The 15,627-nt window shown below is 60.5% G+C and carries 14 protein-coding genes; 8 read left to right on the plus strand and 6 right to left on the minus strand.

Annotated features, from left to right (window positions below):
• Positions 1 to 30: 30 nt before the first annotated feature.
• A complete protein-coding gene (locus tag OX460_RS05065) occupies positions 31 to 1,893 on the plus strand; it encodes an amidohydrolase (protein ID WP_289897890.1) in 1,863 nt (620 codons plus the stop codon).
• A gap of 77 nt (positions 1,894 to 1,970) precedes the next feature.
• Here OX460_RS05065 and OX460_RS05070 read toward each other — a convergent pair whose 3' ends face one another.
• The 5 genes from OX460_RS05070 to OX460_RS05090 form a co-directional block, all read right to left on the minus strand.
• Complete coding sequence (locus tag OX460_RS05070; RefSeq protein ID WP_289897891.1) at positions 1,971 to 3,920, minus strand: cytochrome c/FTR1 family iron permease; 1,950 nt, start codon at positions 3,918 to 3,920, stop codon at positions 1,971 to 1,973.
• Positions 3,921 to 4,075: 155 nt separating this feature from the next.
• On the minus strand, positions 4,076 to 4,780 hold the full coding sequence (locus OX460_RS05075; RefSeq protein ID WP_289897892.1) for a hypothetical protein: 705 nt from the start codon (positions 4,778 to 4,780) through the stop codon (positions 4,076 to 4,078).
• A gap of 100 nt (positions 4,781 to 4,880) precedes the next feature.
• Positions 4,881 to 5,915 (minus strand): zinc-dependent alcohol dehydrogenase, encoded by a 1,035-nt coding sequence (locus OX460_RS05080; protein ID WP_218965372.1) that lies wholly within the window; start codon positions 5,913 to 5,915, stop codon positions 4,881 to 4,883.
• A gap of 196 nt (positions 5,916 to 6,111) precedes the next feature.
• Positions 6,112 to 7,122, minus strand: coding sequence for an acetoacetate decarboxylase (ADC) (locus OX460_RS05085; protein WP_289897893.1), 1,011 nt, complete (start codon positions 7,120 to 7,122; stop codon positions 6,112 to 6,114).
• Between the two features lie 38 nt (positions 7,123 to 7,160).
• The gene (locus OX460_RS05090; RefSeq protein WP_289897894.1) at positions 7,161 to 8,390 is read right to left on the minus strand and encodes an NADH:flavin oxidoreductase/NADH oxidase family protein; all 1,230 of its coding nucleotides are present in this window, start codon (positions 8,388 to 8,390) and stop codon (positions 7,161 to 7,163) included.
• Positions 8,391 to 8,642: 252 nt separating this feature from the next.
• On the opposite strand from OX460_RS05090, the gene OX460_RS05095 reads away from it, so the two are divergent.
• The 5 genes from OX460_RS05095 (at position 8,643) to OX460_RS05115 (ending at position 11,605) form a co-directional block, all read left to right on the plus strand.
• On the plus strand, positions 8,643 to 9,452 hold the full coding sequence (locus OX460_RS05095; protein ID WP_289897895.1) for a type 1 glutamine amidotransferase domain-containing protein: 810 nt from the start codon (positions 8,643 to 8,645) through the stop codon (positions 9,450 to 9,452).
• Positions 9,452 to 9,865, plus strand: coding sequence for a MerR family transcriptional regulator (locus tag OX460_RS05100; RefSeq protein WP_289897896.1), 414 nt, complete (start codon positions 9,452 to 9,454; stop codon positions 9,863 to 9,865). The genes OX460_RS05095 and OX460_RS05100 overlap by 1 nt, the downstream gene beginning before the upstream one ends.
• Positions 9,866 to 10,006: 141 nt before the next feature.
• Positions 10,007 to 10,348 carry a hypothetical protein gene (locus tag OX460_RS05105; protein WP_289897897.1) on the plus strand — a complete coding sequence of 114 codons (342 nt, stop codon included), beginning with the start codon at positions 10,007 to 10,009 and terminating at the stop codon, positions 10,346 to 10,348.
• Between the two features lie 40 nt (positions 10,349 to 10,388).
• Positions 10,389 to 10,670 carry a hypothetical protein gene (locus tag OX460_RS05110; RefSeq protein ID WP_289897898.1) on the plus strand — a complete coding sequence of 94 codons (282 nt, stop codon included), beginning with the start codon at positions 10,389 to 10,391 and terminating at the stop codon, positions 10,668 to 10,670.
• A gap of 65 nt (positions 10,671 to 10,735) precedes the next feature.
• Entirely contained in the window at positions 10,736 to 11,605 is an 870-nt protein-coding gene (locus tag OX460_RS05115) for a hypothetical protein (RefSeq protein ID WP_289897899.1), read from the plus strand.
• Positions 11,606 to 11,734: 129 nt separating this feature from the next.
• On the opposite strand, the gene OX460_RS05120 is transcribed toward OX460_RS05115, so the two are convergent.
• Positions 11,735 to 12,403, minus strand: a complete 669-nt coding sequence (locus OX460_RS05120) for an NAD(P)H-binding protein (protein ID WP_289897900.1) — start codon at positions 12,401 to 12,403, stop codon at positions 11,735 to 11,737.
• Between the two features lie 46 nt (positions 12,404 to 12,449).
• Here OX460_RS05120 and OX460_RS05125 point away from each other — a divergent pair, with 46 nt between their 5' ends.
• Both OX460_RS05125 and OX460_RS05130 read left to right on the plus strand, forming a co-directional pair.
• Positions 12,450 to 14,000 carry a PA domain protein gene (locus tag OX460_RS05125; RefSeq protein ID WP_289897901.1) on the plus strand — a complete coding sequence of 517 codons (1,551 nt, stop codon included), beginning with the start codon at positions 12,450 to 12,452 and terminating at the stop codon, positions 13,998 to 14,000.
• Between the two features lie 263 nt (positions 14,001 to 14,263).
• Positions 14,264 to 15,610 carry a glycosyl hydrolase family 18 protein gene (locus OX460_RS05130; RefSeq protein ID WP_289897902.1) on the plus strand — a complete coding sequence of 449 codons (1,347 nt, stop codon included), beginning with the start codon at positions 14,264 to 14,266 and terminating at the stop codon, positions 15,608 to 15,610.
• The last annotated feature ends 17 nt before the right edge of the window (positions 15,611 to 15,627 follow it).

A 15,627-nucleotide genomic window follows, 5' to 3' on the forward strand; every position in this document is an offset into this window, starting at 1 on the left:
TTAAATCATTAACCTCTGATAGGAATCTGCATGAGCCATGACCACCTCGGTTGCGCCTGCTGCAACCTGCCACACCTGCCTACGCTGACAAGCGGCCTGTTGACGGGAACCGCACTCAGCGGCGAACTGGACGCGGCGTTCCAGCAGGCATATCCCCAGCACGCCCAGAAACTGACGCCGCAAGCGACGATTTTCCATAACGGTAACATTCATACCATGGCCGCGGATGGCAGCGACCAGGTGGCGGCGCTGGGTATCGCCAGCGGCACCATCATTGCCACCGGCACGCTGCACGAGGTGCGCCAGGCCATGCAGTCGCACCAGGCAAGCGAGGTGGACCTGGACGGCCGCACCTTGCTGCCGGGCTTCGTCGAACCCCATATGCACATCCTGCCCAGCGCGCTGTACAAGAGCTGGCTGTCGCTCACGCCGTTCCTGAGCGCACCCCGGCAGCAGGAACTGGATCCGGAATACAGTTTCAAGAGCATCAGTTGGCGAATTGGCGCGGCGCTGGGGCAGCCGGATCAGCTGCCGAAAGACAAGAAAGGCAACCCTTGGGTGCTGGGTTTCGGCGTCGATCCCTCGCTGATGCAGTCGTGGGAAGACATCACCGCCAGCGAGCTCGATAAGCTGAGCAGCACGGTGCCCATCCTGCTGATGAACTCGTCCGGCCACCTGGCCTATCTCAATACCGCGGCACTGAAGGCGGCGAACATCGAGGACAGCCCTTCCGGCGTGCTGACCGAAATCAGGATCGCCAAGGCGCTGCTGGTTGCGCCGCTGCCCAAGCTGCCGGAATTTATCGCTTGCCTGAAGCAGGTGCTGGACAACGCCTCGGCCATGGGCTTTACCAGCGTCTTCGACGCGGGCCTGGGCGCTACCGATGCGCCGTTGGTGGAAATCGGCTTGCTCAAGCTGGCGGCCCATCTCGGTCCCGTGCGCATCGGCGCCGCGCTGTTCACCAAACCCGACGAAAAAGCACTGGACAATTGGCTCGATCATTACAAGCCGGACCTGGACAATCACGGCGACCAGCGTTTCAGCATCAAGGCGATCAAGCTGATCGCGGACGGTTCCAACCAGGGCTTGACCGGTTACCAGAGCCAGCCCTATGCCTGCTCGCATGACCATTCGATACCTGAGGTGCCGCCCACCGGTTTGAGCAATTACCCCGACACATCCGTGTTTTCCCGCATGCTGGACAAGGCGGTGGGGCGCGGCTGGCCCGTGCTGGTGCACGCCAACGGCGACAAGGCGGTGGAATATGTGCTGCACAGCTACGACAAGGTACTGACGCCACGGCCAGGCGGCATCAGCGAAGAGGAAGCGAAAAAGCGGCGCCAGCTGCGCCTGCGCGTCGAGCACGCCTCGCTGCTGAATGACGAGGCCATCACGAAAATGGCGACACTGCAGCTGAACCCCAGTTTCCTCATCGGCCATGTCGGCTATTGGGGACACACCTTCCAGCAGACCATCTTTGGCCGGGAGCGTGCCCAGTTGCTGGACCGTTGCCACTCGGCATTGAATGCGGGCATGCACATCAGCTTGCACTCGGACCATTTCGTCTCGCCGCTGGGTCCCTTGCGCATGATGGAGCAGGCGGTGTTCCGCACCATGGAAGGTGCGCCAGGGAAAGAGGTGCTGAATCCGGATGAGCGCATCAGCCGCATGGCGGGATTGCGCGCCGTCACGCTCGATGCCGCCTGGCATTGCCACATGGATCATCTGGTGGGCTCGCTGGAAGCCGGCAAGCGGGCCGACCTGGTGATCCTGGCGCAAGACCCGCTGGACGAGAACGTGCGCAAGCTGCGCGACATCGTCGTGGAGGAAACCTGGCTGGCAGGGGTGAAAGTGCACAGCGCTGCCACATCCGCAGGGGCCGTGACGCGCTAGGCGGCTGTAAACGTAACAGCCCCCGATAGCTGCAGGCAGCTATCGGGGGCTTTCAGTTACTGCGGGGCGTCACGGGGTCAGGCCAGCTTGTGCTTGCCTGCCGAGAAACGGTTCCAGCCATAGCCGGCGACGATGATGGCCAGGATGGCGGCCTGCGCCAGCAAGGTTTCCAGGGTCGGCAGGATGCCCAGCAAGTCGATACGCATGAAATCGACGGGAGTGACGCCGACCCAGCCCGCCTCCTGCAGCGCGGCCACGCCTTTGCCCATCAAAATCACGGCCAGCACGGCCACGAAGGCGGACGTCCACGAGAAGAATTTGCCGATCGGCATGCGGGCGCTCGTGCGCAGCAAGGCCCAGGCGATCACGACCAGCAGCACGATGGCCACGAGGAAGCCGCCCAGCAGGGCGCCGCCATTGCCGTCCGCCGCCAGGGCGGAATAGAACAGCACGGTTTCAAAGACTTCGCGGTAGACGGCGATGAAGGCCAGCGCGAACAGGCCCCAGGCGGAGCGCCGCGACATCGCCGCCGTGAGTTTTTCGTGCAGGTATTCCTGCCAGCGGCCGGCGCTGCTCTTCTGGTGCATCCACAAGCCCACGCTGAGCAGGACCAGGGCCGCAAACACGGAACCGAGTCCTTCGCTCACTTCACGGCTGGCGCCGCTGATGGTCACCAGATACGTTGCCGCCACCCATGTCAGGCCGCCTGCCACCAGCGCGCTGGCCCAGCCCGCATGCACGTAGGGCAGCACATCGTTGCGCTTGGCCTTGCGCAGGAAGGCGATGATGCCGATCACGATCAGCAGCGCTTCCACGCCTTCGCGCAGCAGGATCGTCAGGGCGCCGACAAAGGTCGTCATCGGCTCGGCCTTGGCGTCGCCCAGCTCCGCTTCCACGTGGGTAAACAGTTGCTGCAGCTTTTCTCCCGCCGCCTCGGCCTCGGCCACCGTGCCTTTGGCCACGGCGGAACGGTACGCCAGCATGGCGTTTTCCACGGCCAGCAGCAAGGATTTGTTGCGCGCGCCGACCATCGGCTCGATCGGCTCGAAGCCGTCCAGGTAGGCGGACAGGCCCAGGCGCGTGGCGCCCGCGCGGTCGCCCGCATGCATGGCGGCCAGGCTTTCCGCCAGGCGCAAGCGGGACAGGGCCAGGCCGGCCGGCTTGTGCGCCTCGGCCTTGTCCGGGTGGCTGCGCAGGTAGGCCGTCAGCGCCTGCGCTTCGTCCGCGCCCAGCTTGGCGGCCACGGCTTCCTGCGTCAGGGTCGTCACGGCAGCCAGGTCGGCGTACAGTTTTTTGCTGCGCGGATCGTCCTGCCACAGCTTTTCGCCGCGCGCGCTTGCCGCCGCGTCGTGCGACATGCCGCCGATATAGAACGCCAGGTCCCAGCGTTCGTTGTCGGACAACTGGCCGAAACTGGCCATCGAGGTGCCGGACACGCCTTGCGAAATGACCTGGTACAGGGCCATCAGGCTGCGCGACTGCGCCCGCTCGGCATCCGTGAAGGCGATCGGTTTCGGTTCCAGGCTGGCCGCCAGGGGGCCGTCGCCGCCGCCGGCCACGCCGTGGCAAGACGCGCACTGGGCCGCGTACAGGGCCGCGCCGCGCGCCAGGTTGGGCAGCACTTTCGGCGCCACGGGAATCGGGTAGGCGGCAATCAGCAATCCGTTCGCGTGGTGCGCCAGGCGCTTGACTTCCACGCCGTCCGCCTTGGCGACGACGGCCGCGCGCAGGTCGGCGATGGCGGCGGCAATGGCCGCCTGCGAGGCGTGGGCGGGCAGGGCGGCGATCTGCGTCGTCGCGTTGTCTGTGAAATCGAGCATTTCCGCGTATTCCGCTTCGCTGACCACTTTGCCGTGCTCGACGGCGCCGCTGTAATCGACGGCAACATAATCGATCAATTGCCACAGCTGCTTGGCGCCGGCGCCCTGGTCGGCCACTTGCGCTTGCGCGCCGCCTGCCAGTAAGAGGCTGAGGCTGGCGGCCACGAGCGGATAGCACACGAGCCATTTCTTGATAGAAGTGAACATGATTCTCATTCTCATTTGTCGTTAACCCGGCGACTATAGGACAGACAGTGCGGGGTGTCAACGGCGCACGGGCGTGCGCGGGCGCAAACAGCGTCGTCCGGGTCAATGTTCTTGACCCGGACAAGCCGAGAGGAGAATGAAACGAGGGGGGAAGGTTATTGCTTCGATGCCGCTTTCGCGTACAGGCCCCTAGCCAGTCCGTTGTCCGCATCGTCGACCTTCAGGCCGCCCTTGACGACGCGCAATGCCAGCTTCTGGAAGGCCTGGCCCCGCAACCACTGGGGATCGGTGACGGCGAACGCGGCGATGCGCTCCTGCGCGCGCTCGGCCGGCACGGCCAGCCATTGATAGTCGGCTTTTGAACCCTGGCGGCGCAAGCCGGCGCGCACCCAGCGTTCCGATGCCGGCATGCGGACGATGGCGTCACCGTTCGCCACGCTGACGGCCGTGGCCGTCTTGCCGCTTTGCGCTTCGAACTTCACTTCCACGCCGGGCATCGGCCCTACTTGGGGGTAGCCGACGATGGCCACCCACACGCCCGCTTCGGCGGGTTTCTGGATGCGCATTTCCGCTTCCTCGAACACGCGAAACTGCGGCTCCTTGCCGCCGTCGCCCGCTTCCAGGGTCACCAGGTCACCGGCAACGTGCCACTCGCCGCTGGCTTGCTCGTCGGTATTGCCATAACTGAGCATCCATTCGAAGGTGCCGTCCTTTTTCAGCAGCAGTTCGGAGCCCGTTTCCATGACGCCTTGCAGGTAATAGTGTCCGGGCAGCGTAGCCGGGGCCGGCTCGGCCGCGCTGGCCGAAAACGACCAGGCGAGGGCGGCGCAGGCCAGCAGGCGGGAGAGGGATTTCTTCATCGGTGTATCCTCGGTGTGTCTTTTAGGAAATGCCATCATAGCAACATCAATCGCATTGCCGTCGCACGACACACCGCGCAGCCTGCCGGCGGCGTGCCGCTCAGCTGCCGCTGAAATCGAGCACCACGCGCGAGGCAACCTGGCCATGTTCCAGCCGGCTGAAGATCTCGTTGATGGCCGACAGCGGCTGCAATTCCACGCCGGCCTTGACCTTGCCCGTGGCGGCGAAGGCGAGCGCCTCGGCCATGTCCTGGCGCGTGCCCACAAAAGAGCCGCGTATCGTCACGCAATTGGCGACCACGTCGAACAGCGGCGTGGGGAAGTCGCCCGGCGGCAAGCCGACCAATACGCAGGTGCCGCGCTTGCGCGTCATCGCCACGCCTTGCTGGAAGGCATCGATCGACGGCGCCGTGATCAGCACGCCGTGGGCGCCGCCCCCGGTCGCTTCGCGCAAGGCCGCGACCGGGTCGCCCTGGCGCGCATTGATGGTCACTTCGGCACCCAGGGCGCGCGCGTGCTCCAGCTTGCCTTCATCGATGTCGACGGCCGCCACGCGCAAGCCCATGGCCACCGCATATTCGATGGCCAGGTGGCCCAGTCCGCCGATGCCGGACACGGCCAGCCACTGGCCCGGCCGCGCGCCCGTTTCCTTGATGCCCTTGTAACTGGTCACGCCGGCGCAGATGATGGGCGCCGCCTGCACGGCGGACAAGCCGGCCGGAATGTGCGCGACGTAGCGCGGGTCGGCCAGGATGTATTCGGCGAAGCCGCCATTCTTGGTGTAGCCGCCGAACTGCGCCTCGGCGCACACGGTTTCCCAGGCTGCCAGGCAATGTTCGCAATGGCCGCAAGCCGAGTACAGCCAGGGCACGCCGACCCGGTCGCCCAGCTGCACTTCCGTCACGCCCGTGCCCATGGCCACCACGAGGCCGATGCCTTCGTGGCCGGGAATGAACGGCGGCGTCGGCTTGACGGGCCAGTCGCCGCGCGCCGCATGCAAGTCCGTGTGGCACACGCCGCACGCTTCCGTCTTGACGAGGATCTGGCCGGGGCCGGGCACCGGCACGGCGACGTCGCGCAGCACCAGCGGTTGACCCAGCTGTTCGACAACGGCGGCTTTCATGGTGGTGGGGATCATGTTATTCCTTATGTAGTGGCAAATGCAGGACGCAGGCGCTCTGCCATGGTCTGTTCAACAGAGGCTTGCGAATGATCATATTCTGCTGCACACAATAGGAAAATTGATTGATCTACATCAACATATACCGGGAGGGGAGGCGATAAAAAAAGCACCTGGAACGGTGCTTTTTCGCTGGCTGCTGTTTAGCCAATCACTTGCCGGCACCGAGGGTTGCCAGCGGCTGCGGGGCATACAGCGCATTCTGGAAGGCTGGCACGTATTCATAGCTCATCATCTTCCCCAATTTCAATGATTTCATATACGTGGAAAAACTGCCGTCGCCCAGTTTCAGGTCGACCGATTCCGCGCGCGTGCTCGATGCATGGCTCAGCAGGCGGGAAACGGCATAGCCATACGTCAGCTTGCCGGCGCCATCCTTGTTGGTGAAGCTGTTGCTCACCACCTCGGCCTCGTGCGACAGGTCGCCCAGCTTTTTGCCTTCGAAAACAAAATCCAGCTTGCCCGTCGCGCTGTCCGTGACGGCAAAGGAAACGCTTGCTTCAGTTTCCTGTATGTCGATACCGGTCAGCCACTTGGGCAAGTTGTAGCCAACTACGCCACGCACCCTGGCCAGTTCCGTATTGACGGGAAGCTTGAGCACATAGCCCCAGAAATCATGGGACAGCGATTGGCCCAGCAAGGTCAAGGGGCCAAAACTGGTGGAGCCGGGCTTGTTGGTCACAATCGCCAATGAAATTTCATTGTAGCTGTCGTTGTCGCAGTATTCATAGGCGTAGGCCGTCAACGCCACGGCCCCCCGGCCTGGCCACACTTGCAGCGGCTGGACTGCCTTCAATATGTCTTCCGGCATCAATTCCTTCAAGCGGGCAAGATCGGCCGTAAATACCGCCGTGATCTTGCGGTTCTTGTAATAGAAATTCGGCGAATACGAGGCAAAGCCGATGTCGACCTTTTCTTTCCGCATGCCCTTGAACCAGCTCAGGTCAAGGTCCGGCGCTTCCGACGCAATGACCGATAAGGGCGGATTCGAGCGGAAGCGCTCGTACAGGCCGCCAGCCGCCACGGGGACGGCATGGCCGGCGATATCGATGATGACGGGCGTGTTTTCGGCAGGATTTTCGGCCCGCGCCGGGCTTGCGGCTAGAGTCAGCATCAATGTCGATACTGAGGCGGCTGCTGCCGCGGCAATTTTCATGTTCATGGCTTGCACCTTCAATGTTGGATGTGGAAAAATTCAGTTCAAATCCCGCTATTCATCCTGCGGCGATACTGCCGGCTCCTGATGGCGGTTTCCCATTGCTGCATCAGCAGCGCAAGGGCGGGCGCCACCTGCGGCCTGGTATGCTTGCCCTGGCTCAGGCGCCGCAACTGATACTTGACCATCGCCATGTAGGCGATGGACGACAGCACCTTGTTTTTCCACGTGATGGCCCTGAGCAGGGGGCTCGCCGACGGATCGGCGCGCCATGCCTTGGGCAATTGCGGATCGATCGCCAGCGCCGTTCCCATGCCGGCCATGGCGATGCCGCTGTCGAGCACTTGCTCGACCACCTGGTAGCGGCGTATGCCGCCCGTCACCATCAGGGGCATGCTGGCCACCGTGGCGATCTCCTTGGCGAACTCCAGGAAATAGGCTTCGCGGGCCAGCGTGCGGCCATCGCGGGTCTGGCCATGCATGGCAGGCGCTTCATAACTGCCGCCGGATAACTCAATCAAGTCCACGCCCAGGGTGTTGAGCATGGAAACGACCCCCTTGGCATCTTCCGAACTGAAGCCGCCTTTCTGGAAATCCGCCGAATTGAGCTTCACCGCGACGGCAAAGCCCTTGCCGACGGCTTGCCGCACCCCGTTGACGATGTCGACCAGCAAGCGCGCCCGGTTTTCCAGCGATCCGCCCCAGCGGTCCGTGCGTTGATTGGTCAACGGGGAGAGGAATTGGCTGATCAGGTAACCGTGCGCCGCATGGATTTGCACGCCCGTAAAACCAAACCGCTCGGCCAGCCGGGCGCTGTTGACAAAGCGCTGCTTCACGTCGGCAATATCGGCCTCCGTCATCTCGCGCGGCGCCGAAAATTGCCTGGAAAAGTTGCCCATATCCATAGGCACAGGAGAAGGCGCGATGGTTTCCTGTCCCAGGGCGGCGGGCATCTGGCGCCCTGGATGGTTGATCTGCATCCAGATCTGCGCCCCGCGTGACCGTGCGGTGCGGGACCACTGCTCGAAGCGGGCGCCAAATTGCTCGGACTCAAGCACCACGCCTCCGGGGCCCGTCATGGCGCGGCGGTCGATCATCACGTTTCCGGTGATCATCAGGCCAACGCCGCCGTCCGCCCACGACTGGTACAGGCGGATCAGTTCTTTTGACGGCGCGTGGTCCTGGTCAGCCATGTTTTCTTCCATGGCGGCTTTGGCGAGGCGGTTCGGAATGACTGTCCCATTGGGCAATGTCAGTGCGGTAAAGGGTTTCATGCTGATCTCCAAGGTTGCGATAGCCTCACGATAAGCTTTAAGCTAACTTGAAGGTCAAGCCCTGAAATGAAAAAAAATCGCACTGTCGCGTTCGGGACACTGGTTGGAAGAAGGGTCGCTCCCCTCGAACCACAAAAATCCCGTGGCAGCCGATCTGCCGCTTGACATTCAAGTTGGCTTTAAGCTTATAGTTGATTACGCTGTGTTCGGCGGACATGGCCCAGACTACTCAACTATTCGGAGGACGATCCCATGTCTGTTTTCAAGAAACTGCTCCTGGCTGTCATGCCCTTGCTGTTCCTGCAGATGGTTGCTGCTGAACCGGTGTCCCCCATGCGCGATCCGGCCATGGGAAAAGTGCTGATAGTCATGACCAATCATTCCCGATATCCGAGCAGAAACGACCATACGGGGCTGTGGCTCACGGAATTGACGCATGTGTATGATGTGCTGAAGGAGGCCGGGTATGGCATCGACTTCGTCAGTCCCAGCGGCGGTGTGGTGCCGCTGGATGAACGCAGCCAGGGATGGCTGTACATGGATGAGGCAGCAAAAAGTCACCTGAGTGATCCTGCTTTCATGGCATTGCTGCAATCGACAAAAGCGGCGGCCGACATCGATCCCGCTGCCTATGGGGCTGTTTTCTACACGGGCGGCCATGGAACGATGTGGGATTTCAAGGGCAACAAGGACCTCAAACGCATTGCCGAGGCCATCTACCGCAACGGCGGCGTCGTTTCCTCCGTGTGCCATGGCGCCGCTGGCTTGCTGGATCTGGAGGACGAGAAGGGCGAGCCACTGATAAAAGGGCGCAGCGTGACAGGATTTTCCAACTTGGAAGAATCGCTTACCGGCATTAAGGATCAGGTTCCCTACCTTTTGCAAAGCGAGGTAGAGAGCAAAGGGGCGCTGTATGCCAAAGGCTTTTTCCCGTTTGGCAGCTTCGTGCTGACGGACGGCCGCCTCGTCACCGGCCAGAACCCTGGTTCCAGCAAGGAAGTGGCGCAAGCTTTGCTCAAGGCTTTAGAGAATAACAAACTACAACTTCAGCGGGAAAAATAATGAAAATTGGCGAATTGGCCAAGCGCAGCGGCTTGGCGGCGTCCACGATCCGGTTCTACGAATCCAAGGGCTTGTTGAAAGCCGTGAGCCGCCAATCGAACGGCTACCGCGACTATCCGCTGGAAGCGGTGGCGGTACTGTCCATTATCAGCGACGCGCAGCAGGCGGGCTTTTCCCTCGACGAAATCAAGCAAGTCTTGCCAGAGGACAGTTCATCATGGAAACATGATGAATTGATGGCTGCGCTCAAGAAGAAGATAGCCGATATCGAATCGCTGGAAGTACGCCTGGCGCAAAACAAGGCCCATCTTTTGTCGTTGATTCAATTGATCGATGCAAAACCGGAGGATGTGGACTGCAAGGACAATGCCGCCAGGGTCATGGAAAGCTTGGGTATTGCCAGTAAAAATTAATACAAGGCGGCTGCCTGCAAGGGCGCGTCGCCCAGGAAGTGTCCCAGTTGCTCGCCGGTCAGCTCCCCCTGTAGCTGAAATCAACATTTTTCCGCTATCCACAAACTGCACTTCTTTCTGCGCGGTCCGAACGGCGAACAGATGGGCCAAGTCCACGTGCGCGATCCGCACCGTTTCGGCTTCGGCGTGGCCGGGGCGCACAAGATCGCCAGTTACATAGCGAAATACTGCGGCAAAGAAATGCAGTGCAGGGCGCTTGACCAGAAACGCTACTTCCGCTCCAGAGGCATCGTGGTGCCGGAAGTCGATGTATGGCGGGTGCCGTTTTGTACAAACATGCTGCGCGCTGCGCAGGTCGCATTCCAGGCGCTTTCTGGCCATTGCATAGACGGCTTGCAGAGCTGGTGCAACAACAATCTCGGCGTTGTGTACCTGGCGACCGCACCGGGACTGCCACAGGTGGTGGACGATTGTGCATTCTGACAGTTACTCCACCTTATTTGATGTGGAGGAGGGACGTGATATGGCAAAATTTGACGACAATTCACTGCGGATACTTGAGCAAATTGAGGATGAGTTCCGCAATCAGTACTGGATCATCCGCAATTCCAGGCGGACCAATTGGCGGGCAGTGAACCGAACGAGGATGCTTGGCGATTTTATGTACATGCTTGGGGTGCCGAAATGGGCGGTGCAACAGGCGCGGTACTGCCTAAAACTACGGGTCTGCGAGCGCTGTTTTAAGGATGAATTTCGTTATCATGGGCTATGCGAGCGGGCAAGGCGTGGAGACTTTGATGTGTGAACATGGTATTGTGCATATGGTTCTCCTGTTAATCTAATTTTCTATTTAACCTTCCGAAATATCATATGCAATCATATTATCTTAGAAGAGTAGTTATCGATGATGCGCGAGTTGTAATTAATATTGCAGAAAAGGATTTCATTGCTTTAAGATTATCAATGGATTGTCTTGTTAATATATTATATATTGAGGAGAAATATGATTTTATTGTTAAAAATAAAATTGCTCTTGACTCAGCATTAGAGTATCCAAATGAAATTGATCGGAATATGCAATCGCACAGGTATGCAAAGAGTGAAATTAATCGACATTTTGCAAACGTCTTAACTACTACGCGTTTATATGTCGATCAGGGACTGCGGTATGGGAAAAAGCTTGATCGGCTATTCGGTGAGCCGTTAGTCAGCTTCGGGGCGTGGTTCGCTCAGGAATACGACGCTAGATTGGGGTATCGAGTAATGGAAGCCTTACGCAATTATGTACAGCATCGTGGCGATGCAATCCATCATGCATCATTTGGCACATACAAAGAGTACATTGAAGACCGAATGGTAATTGTAAGACGTATTGACACGTATCTCGATCCATCGGAGCTACGCAAGGAGAAAAAATTTAAGGCATCAGTTCTTGATGAGTTAGATGCTCAGGAAATTCGCATAACTGCTCAAAGTTTTTTGAGTGACTATCTCGAAGGGCTTCAGGAGGTTCATGAAAAGTTTCGTGCTGCGACTAAAGCAAAGTATATCGAGGCTACGGACTGTATATCCGACGCATTCATTCGCTATAGTGGAAGTGCTGAAGATGTAATTGGTTTGCAGGCTGTTGAGGAGTATGGTTCCGGACAAGTGAAACGCTCGTTCTCGGTTCTTAGAGCCCCGATTTACATGCGAGATTTTTATGAGTCAAAAAATCCTACTCGGATGGCAATCGGATAGAAGAGATGATTCAGTGGGGGAAATTGGTGTTTTCTTCACTTTTTAAGATAGAGACGCCTGCCCATGTGGCGATACTAAAAGTATCGCTATCCCCCGTTCTTCATTTGACATAATATAAATTATGCGAAGTTATGGATGAATTTGAGAAAACCTCCAGTTTGCCAGTTCCCCAATCGCAAATGCGATTTCCCCCCTCTGCGCGCCGCTGTCGCTGATGCTGCGCCGCCGCGCTTGAACGAGCTGCATGAAATACGGCTTGTCCCCGTCCGTGTGCGGTTTGTTCACGTCCAGATTCGCGTGCAGGTGCAAGTCTGGCGCTGCGATGATGTTGGCGATCAGGTCTGGCAGGCTCCTGCGAGACACCACGGTGCCGTTGAGTGGCGCGCGGCGCGTCGTTCGTTCGTCGCCGACTTCGTCTTCGTTCGTCATCCAGGCTGGACGCACGATCATGTATGCGAAGCCCGGTGCTTCGATGGCGTCGGCGGCGCGGCGGAATGGTTTCAGGTGTTGCGCCAGCCTGGCGTTGTTCCGTTCGCCGAATGTGCCAGGAACTTCACCGTAGATGCCCATCGACAGCATGAAAACCAGGCGTTCGACACCGGAGGCCCGCATGGCGGCAATGATGCTGTTGGCCTGGTTTTTCATGTCGTTGCCCAGCAGATTGGCGTGAACCAGGACATGGAATCCGGTGAGGCGTGCCGGCCTGGCGCCTTGTCTCGTGGTAAATTGCCGTCCGTGAGAAGTATCTCCAATACCTACAATATCAATGAAATCAGGCGTTTGCCGACTATTTTGCATGAGAAGTCTCAAGATCCGCATGACCCGGCAGCCTTCACGCACGGCGTTGCTTTTACCGCCTTGCCGGCGCTTCCTGTCCTTTGCCGGCGCGCTGGCCATCGCGGCCACCTTGTGCGGCTGTGCCAGCAAGCCTGGGCCCTGGCCTGCGCGCGCCCTGCCGGCGTCGGCTGCCGTGACGGTCGATGCCACGCAGTTCCTGTCCAGAAAACAACTGGTGGACTGGCAAGTCGACCTGGACGAACGCCGCCTGCGCGCCACGGGTTCGCCCCGGCATGAAGCGTATATCGACGTCCTGCATGAACGCCTGGCGCGCGCCGGTGTCAAACAACTGCGCTTCGAGCCGGTCAGTTTCCGGCAATGGTCGGTGCAGCCGGAAGACTGGGGCCTGGAAGTGGTCCACGACGACAGGTCTGGCGTGCTGCCCACGGCTGGCTACATTCCGTATTCGGGCGTGACGCCGCCGTCCGGCATTACGGGGCGCATCGCCTATCTGGCGCCGGGGGCCAGTCCCGATGCCAGCCTGGCCGGCAAGCTGGTGCTCGTCGACATGCCCGCCGTGGCGTGGACGGGCAAGGTCTTTCATCGGTCCGCCGTGCATGTCCACGATCCGGACCACGCCATGGGACCGGACACGCCGTATGCGCGCCAGTTCCAGATGCTGGGGCCGTTCATCACCCTGCTGGACAGCCTGCAGGCGGCCGGTGCGGCGGGCGTGATCGTCATTCTCGATACGCCGCCCATGTCGATGAACGGCTTGTATGCGCCTTACGACGGCAAAGTGCGCCAGCTGCCCGGCATGTTTATCGACCGTGACCGGGGGCGGCGCCTGCGCGAGAGCGTGCTGGCAGGCACGGCGCCTGTCTTGCGGCTGACCATGGCTGCCACTGTGCGGCAGGTGCAGACGCGCAACCTGGTCGGCATCATTCCCGGCAAGTCCGCGGAATTGATGGTGCTGGGCAGCCACACGGATGGCACGAACGCGCTGGAAGACAATGGACCGAACGCCATCGTCGACATGGCCCAGTACCTGGCGCGCCTGCCGCAGGACAGCTTGCCGCGAAGCGTCATGCTGCTGTTGACGAGCGGCCATTACGCGGGCGGCGTGGGCATGAAGCAGTTTATGGATCGCCACCAGGACGATGGCTTGATGCAAGGTATCGCCACGATGCTCACCATCGGGAACCTGGGCGCGCTGGAAGTGCTGCCTGACAGCAATGGTTACTTGCGCCTCACGGGCAGGTTCGAGCCAGCCGCCGTGTTTTCACCGCGCACACCTGTCCTGATGGACGCCTCCTACGCCATGCTGAAGCAGGCCGATGCGGCGCCCGCGTTCGTGCTGCCAGCCTCCAGTCCTGCGGGCGATGGCGATCCGAAGAATGCCGCCTGGCCTGGCGCAGGCCGGTATTTATGGGAGGCGCAGCACATTCCCACGGTGCATTACGTCACGCAACCGACCTATTTGCTCTACTATGGCATCGACAGCGTGACCCGGGTGGATTACCGGCTGATGCAGCGCCAGACCGTGGCCTTGACGCAAATGCTGCTGGACCTGTCGCGCGTGCCGTATGCCGATTTGCGCAAGGAAACGGTGCCATAGACCTTGCCTGGCGTCCACCTCCCTTCCCCGCCCTGCTTCCGGCGCCATTCCGGACACCATACCAGCGCACTGGAAAACAGGCGCTGGTATGGCCCGCATCGCCCATCTCCTGGGGTAATGCCGTAACTGGTATTGTGATCTTGCGCAAAGAATAAAACCAGTTGACTACCACCTGCAATGCTTGCACTCTGAAAAATCGGACGGTGTCCAGCCGCCCGGCCATGCTAAAAAATACACAAGGAGATGCAATGAACCGGACAGTCATGAATACCCTCATCCTTACCCTCTTCGGCGGCACCCTGGCGGCCTGCGGCGGCGGCAGCGGCGACGGATCCAGCGGGGGCGCGAGCCAGCTGCTGGCCGGCGCGACCGCAGCAGTGGCCTGCTACACGCCGTGGAATAGCGGCACTGCCTACAACGGCGGCGGTCAGGCCAGTTACAACAACGTCAATTACACGGCCAACTGGTGGACACAAGGCAATAACCCATCGACCAGCAGCGGCGGCGCCGGCAGCGGCCAGCCCTGGACGGCGGTGGGAGACTGCGGCACGCCGACGCCGACTCCTACCCCAACGCCGACTCCCACCCCAACTCCGACGCCAACCCCAACGCCGACACCTACCCCGACTCCAACACCGACTCCAACACCGACGCCGACGCCCACCGGCCTGGCCAAGCACGCGCTGATCGGCTACTGGCACAACTTCACCAACCCCAGCGGCGCCACGTATCCGATCAGCCAGGTCAGCGATGACTGGGACGTGATCGTCGTCTCGTTCGGCGACAACGCGGGCGGCGGCAATGTCAGCCTGACCATCGATCCGGGTGCGGGCACGGAAGCGCAATTCATTGCCGACGTGGCGGCCAAGCGGGCCAAGGGCAAGAAAGTCATCCTGTCGCTGGGCGGGCAAAACGGTTCCGTTTCCGTCGGCAACACGGCCGAAGCGACGAATTTCACCAACAGCCTGTACGCCATCATCACGAAATATGGTTTCGACGGCATCGATCTGGACCTGGAAAACGGCGTGGCGCAAGGCGCGGCCATCCAGACCTATCTGCCGATCGCCGTGAAAAACCTGAAAACCAAGGTCGGCAGCAGCTTTTACCTGTCGATGGCGCCCGAATGGGTGTATGTGGAAGGGGGATACACGAGCTATGGCAGCATCTGGGGCGCCTACATTCCCATCATCAACGCCTTGCGCAGCGAGCTGACGGTGCTGCACCCGCAGTACTACAACAATGGCGATATTTACACGCCGTACGCGACGGGCGCCATCAAGGCGGGTTCGGCCGACCAGTTGGTGGCCACGGCGCGCATGTTGATCGAGGGGTTCAATTATGGCGGCAATACCTTCGCCGGCCTGCGTCCGGACCAGGTGGGCTTCGGCGTGCCGTCGGGGCGAAGCTCGGCCGGTTCGGGCTTTACGACGAATGCCGACGTCAGCAATGCCCTGAATTGCCTGACGCGCCTGCTCAATTGCGGCACCATCAAGCCGCTGCAGGCGTATCCGGACTTCCGCGGCGTGATGACGTGGTCGATCAACTGGGACCGCCACGACAACTATAATTTCTCCGTGCCGACGAAGAATGTGCTGAAGACCCTGCCGTAACGGCCCAGGCCCGACTG

The organism is Janthinobacterium sp. SUN033 (assembly GCF_030397595.1).
GTDB classification, from domain to species: Bacteria; Pseudomonadota; Gammaproteobacteria; order Burkholderiales; family Burkholderiaceae_D; genus Janthinobacterium; species Janthinobacterium kumbetense.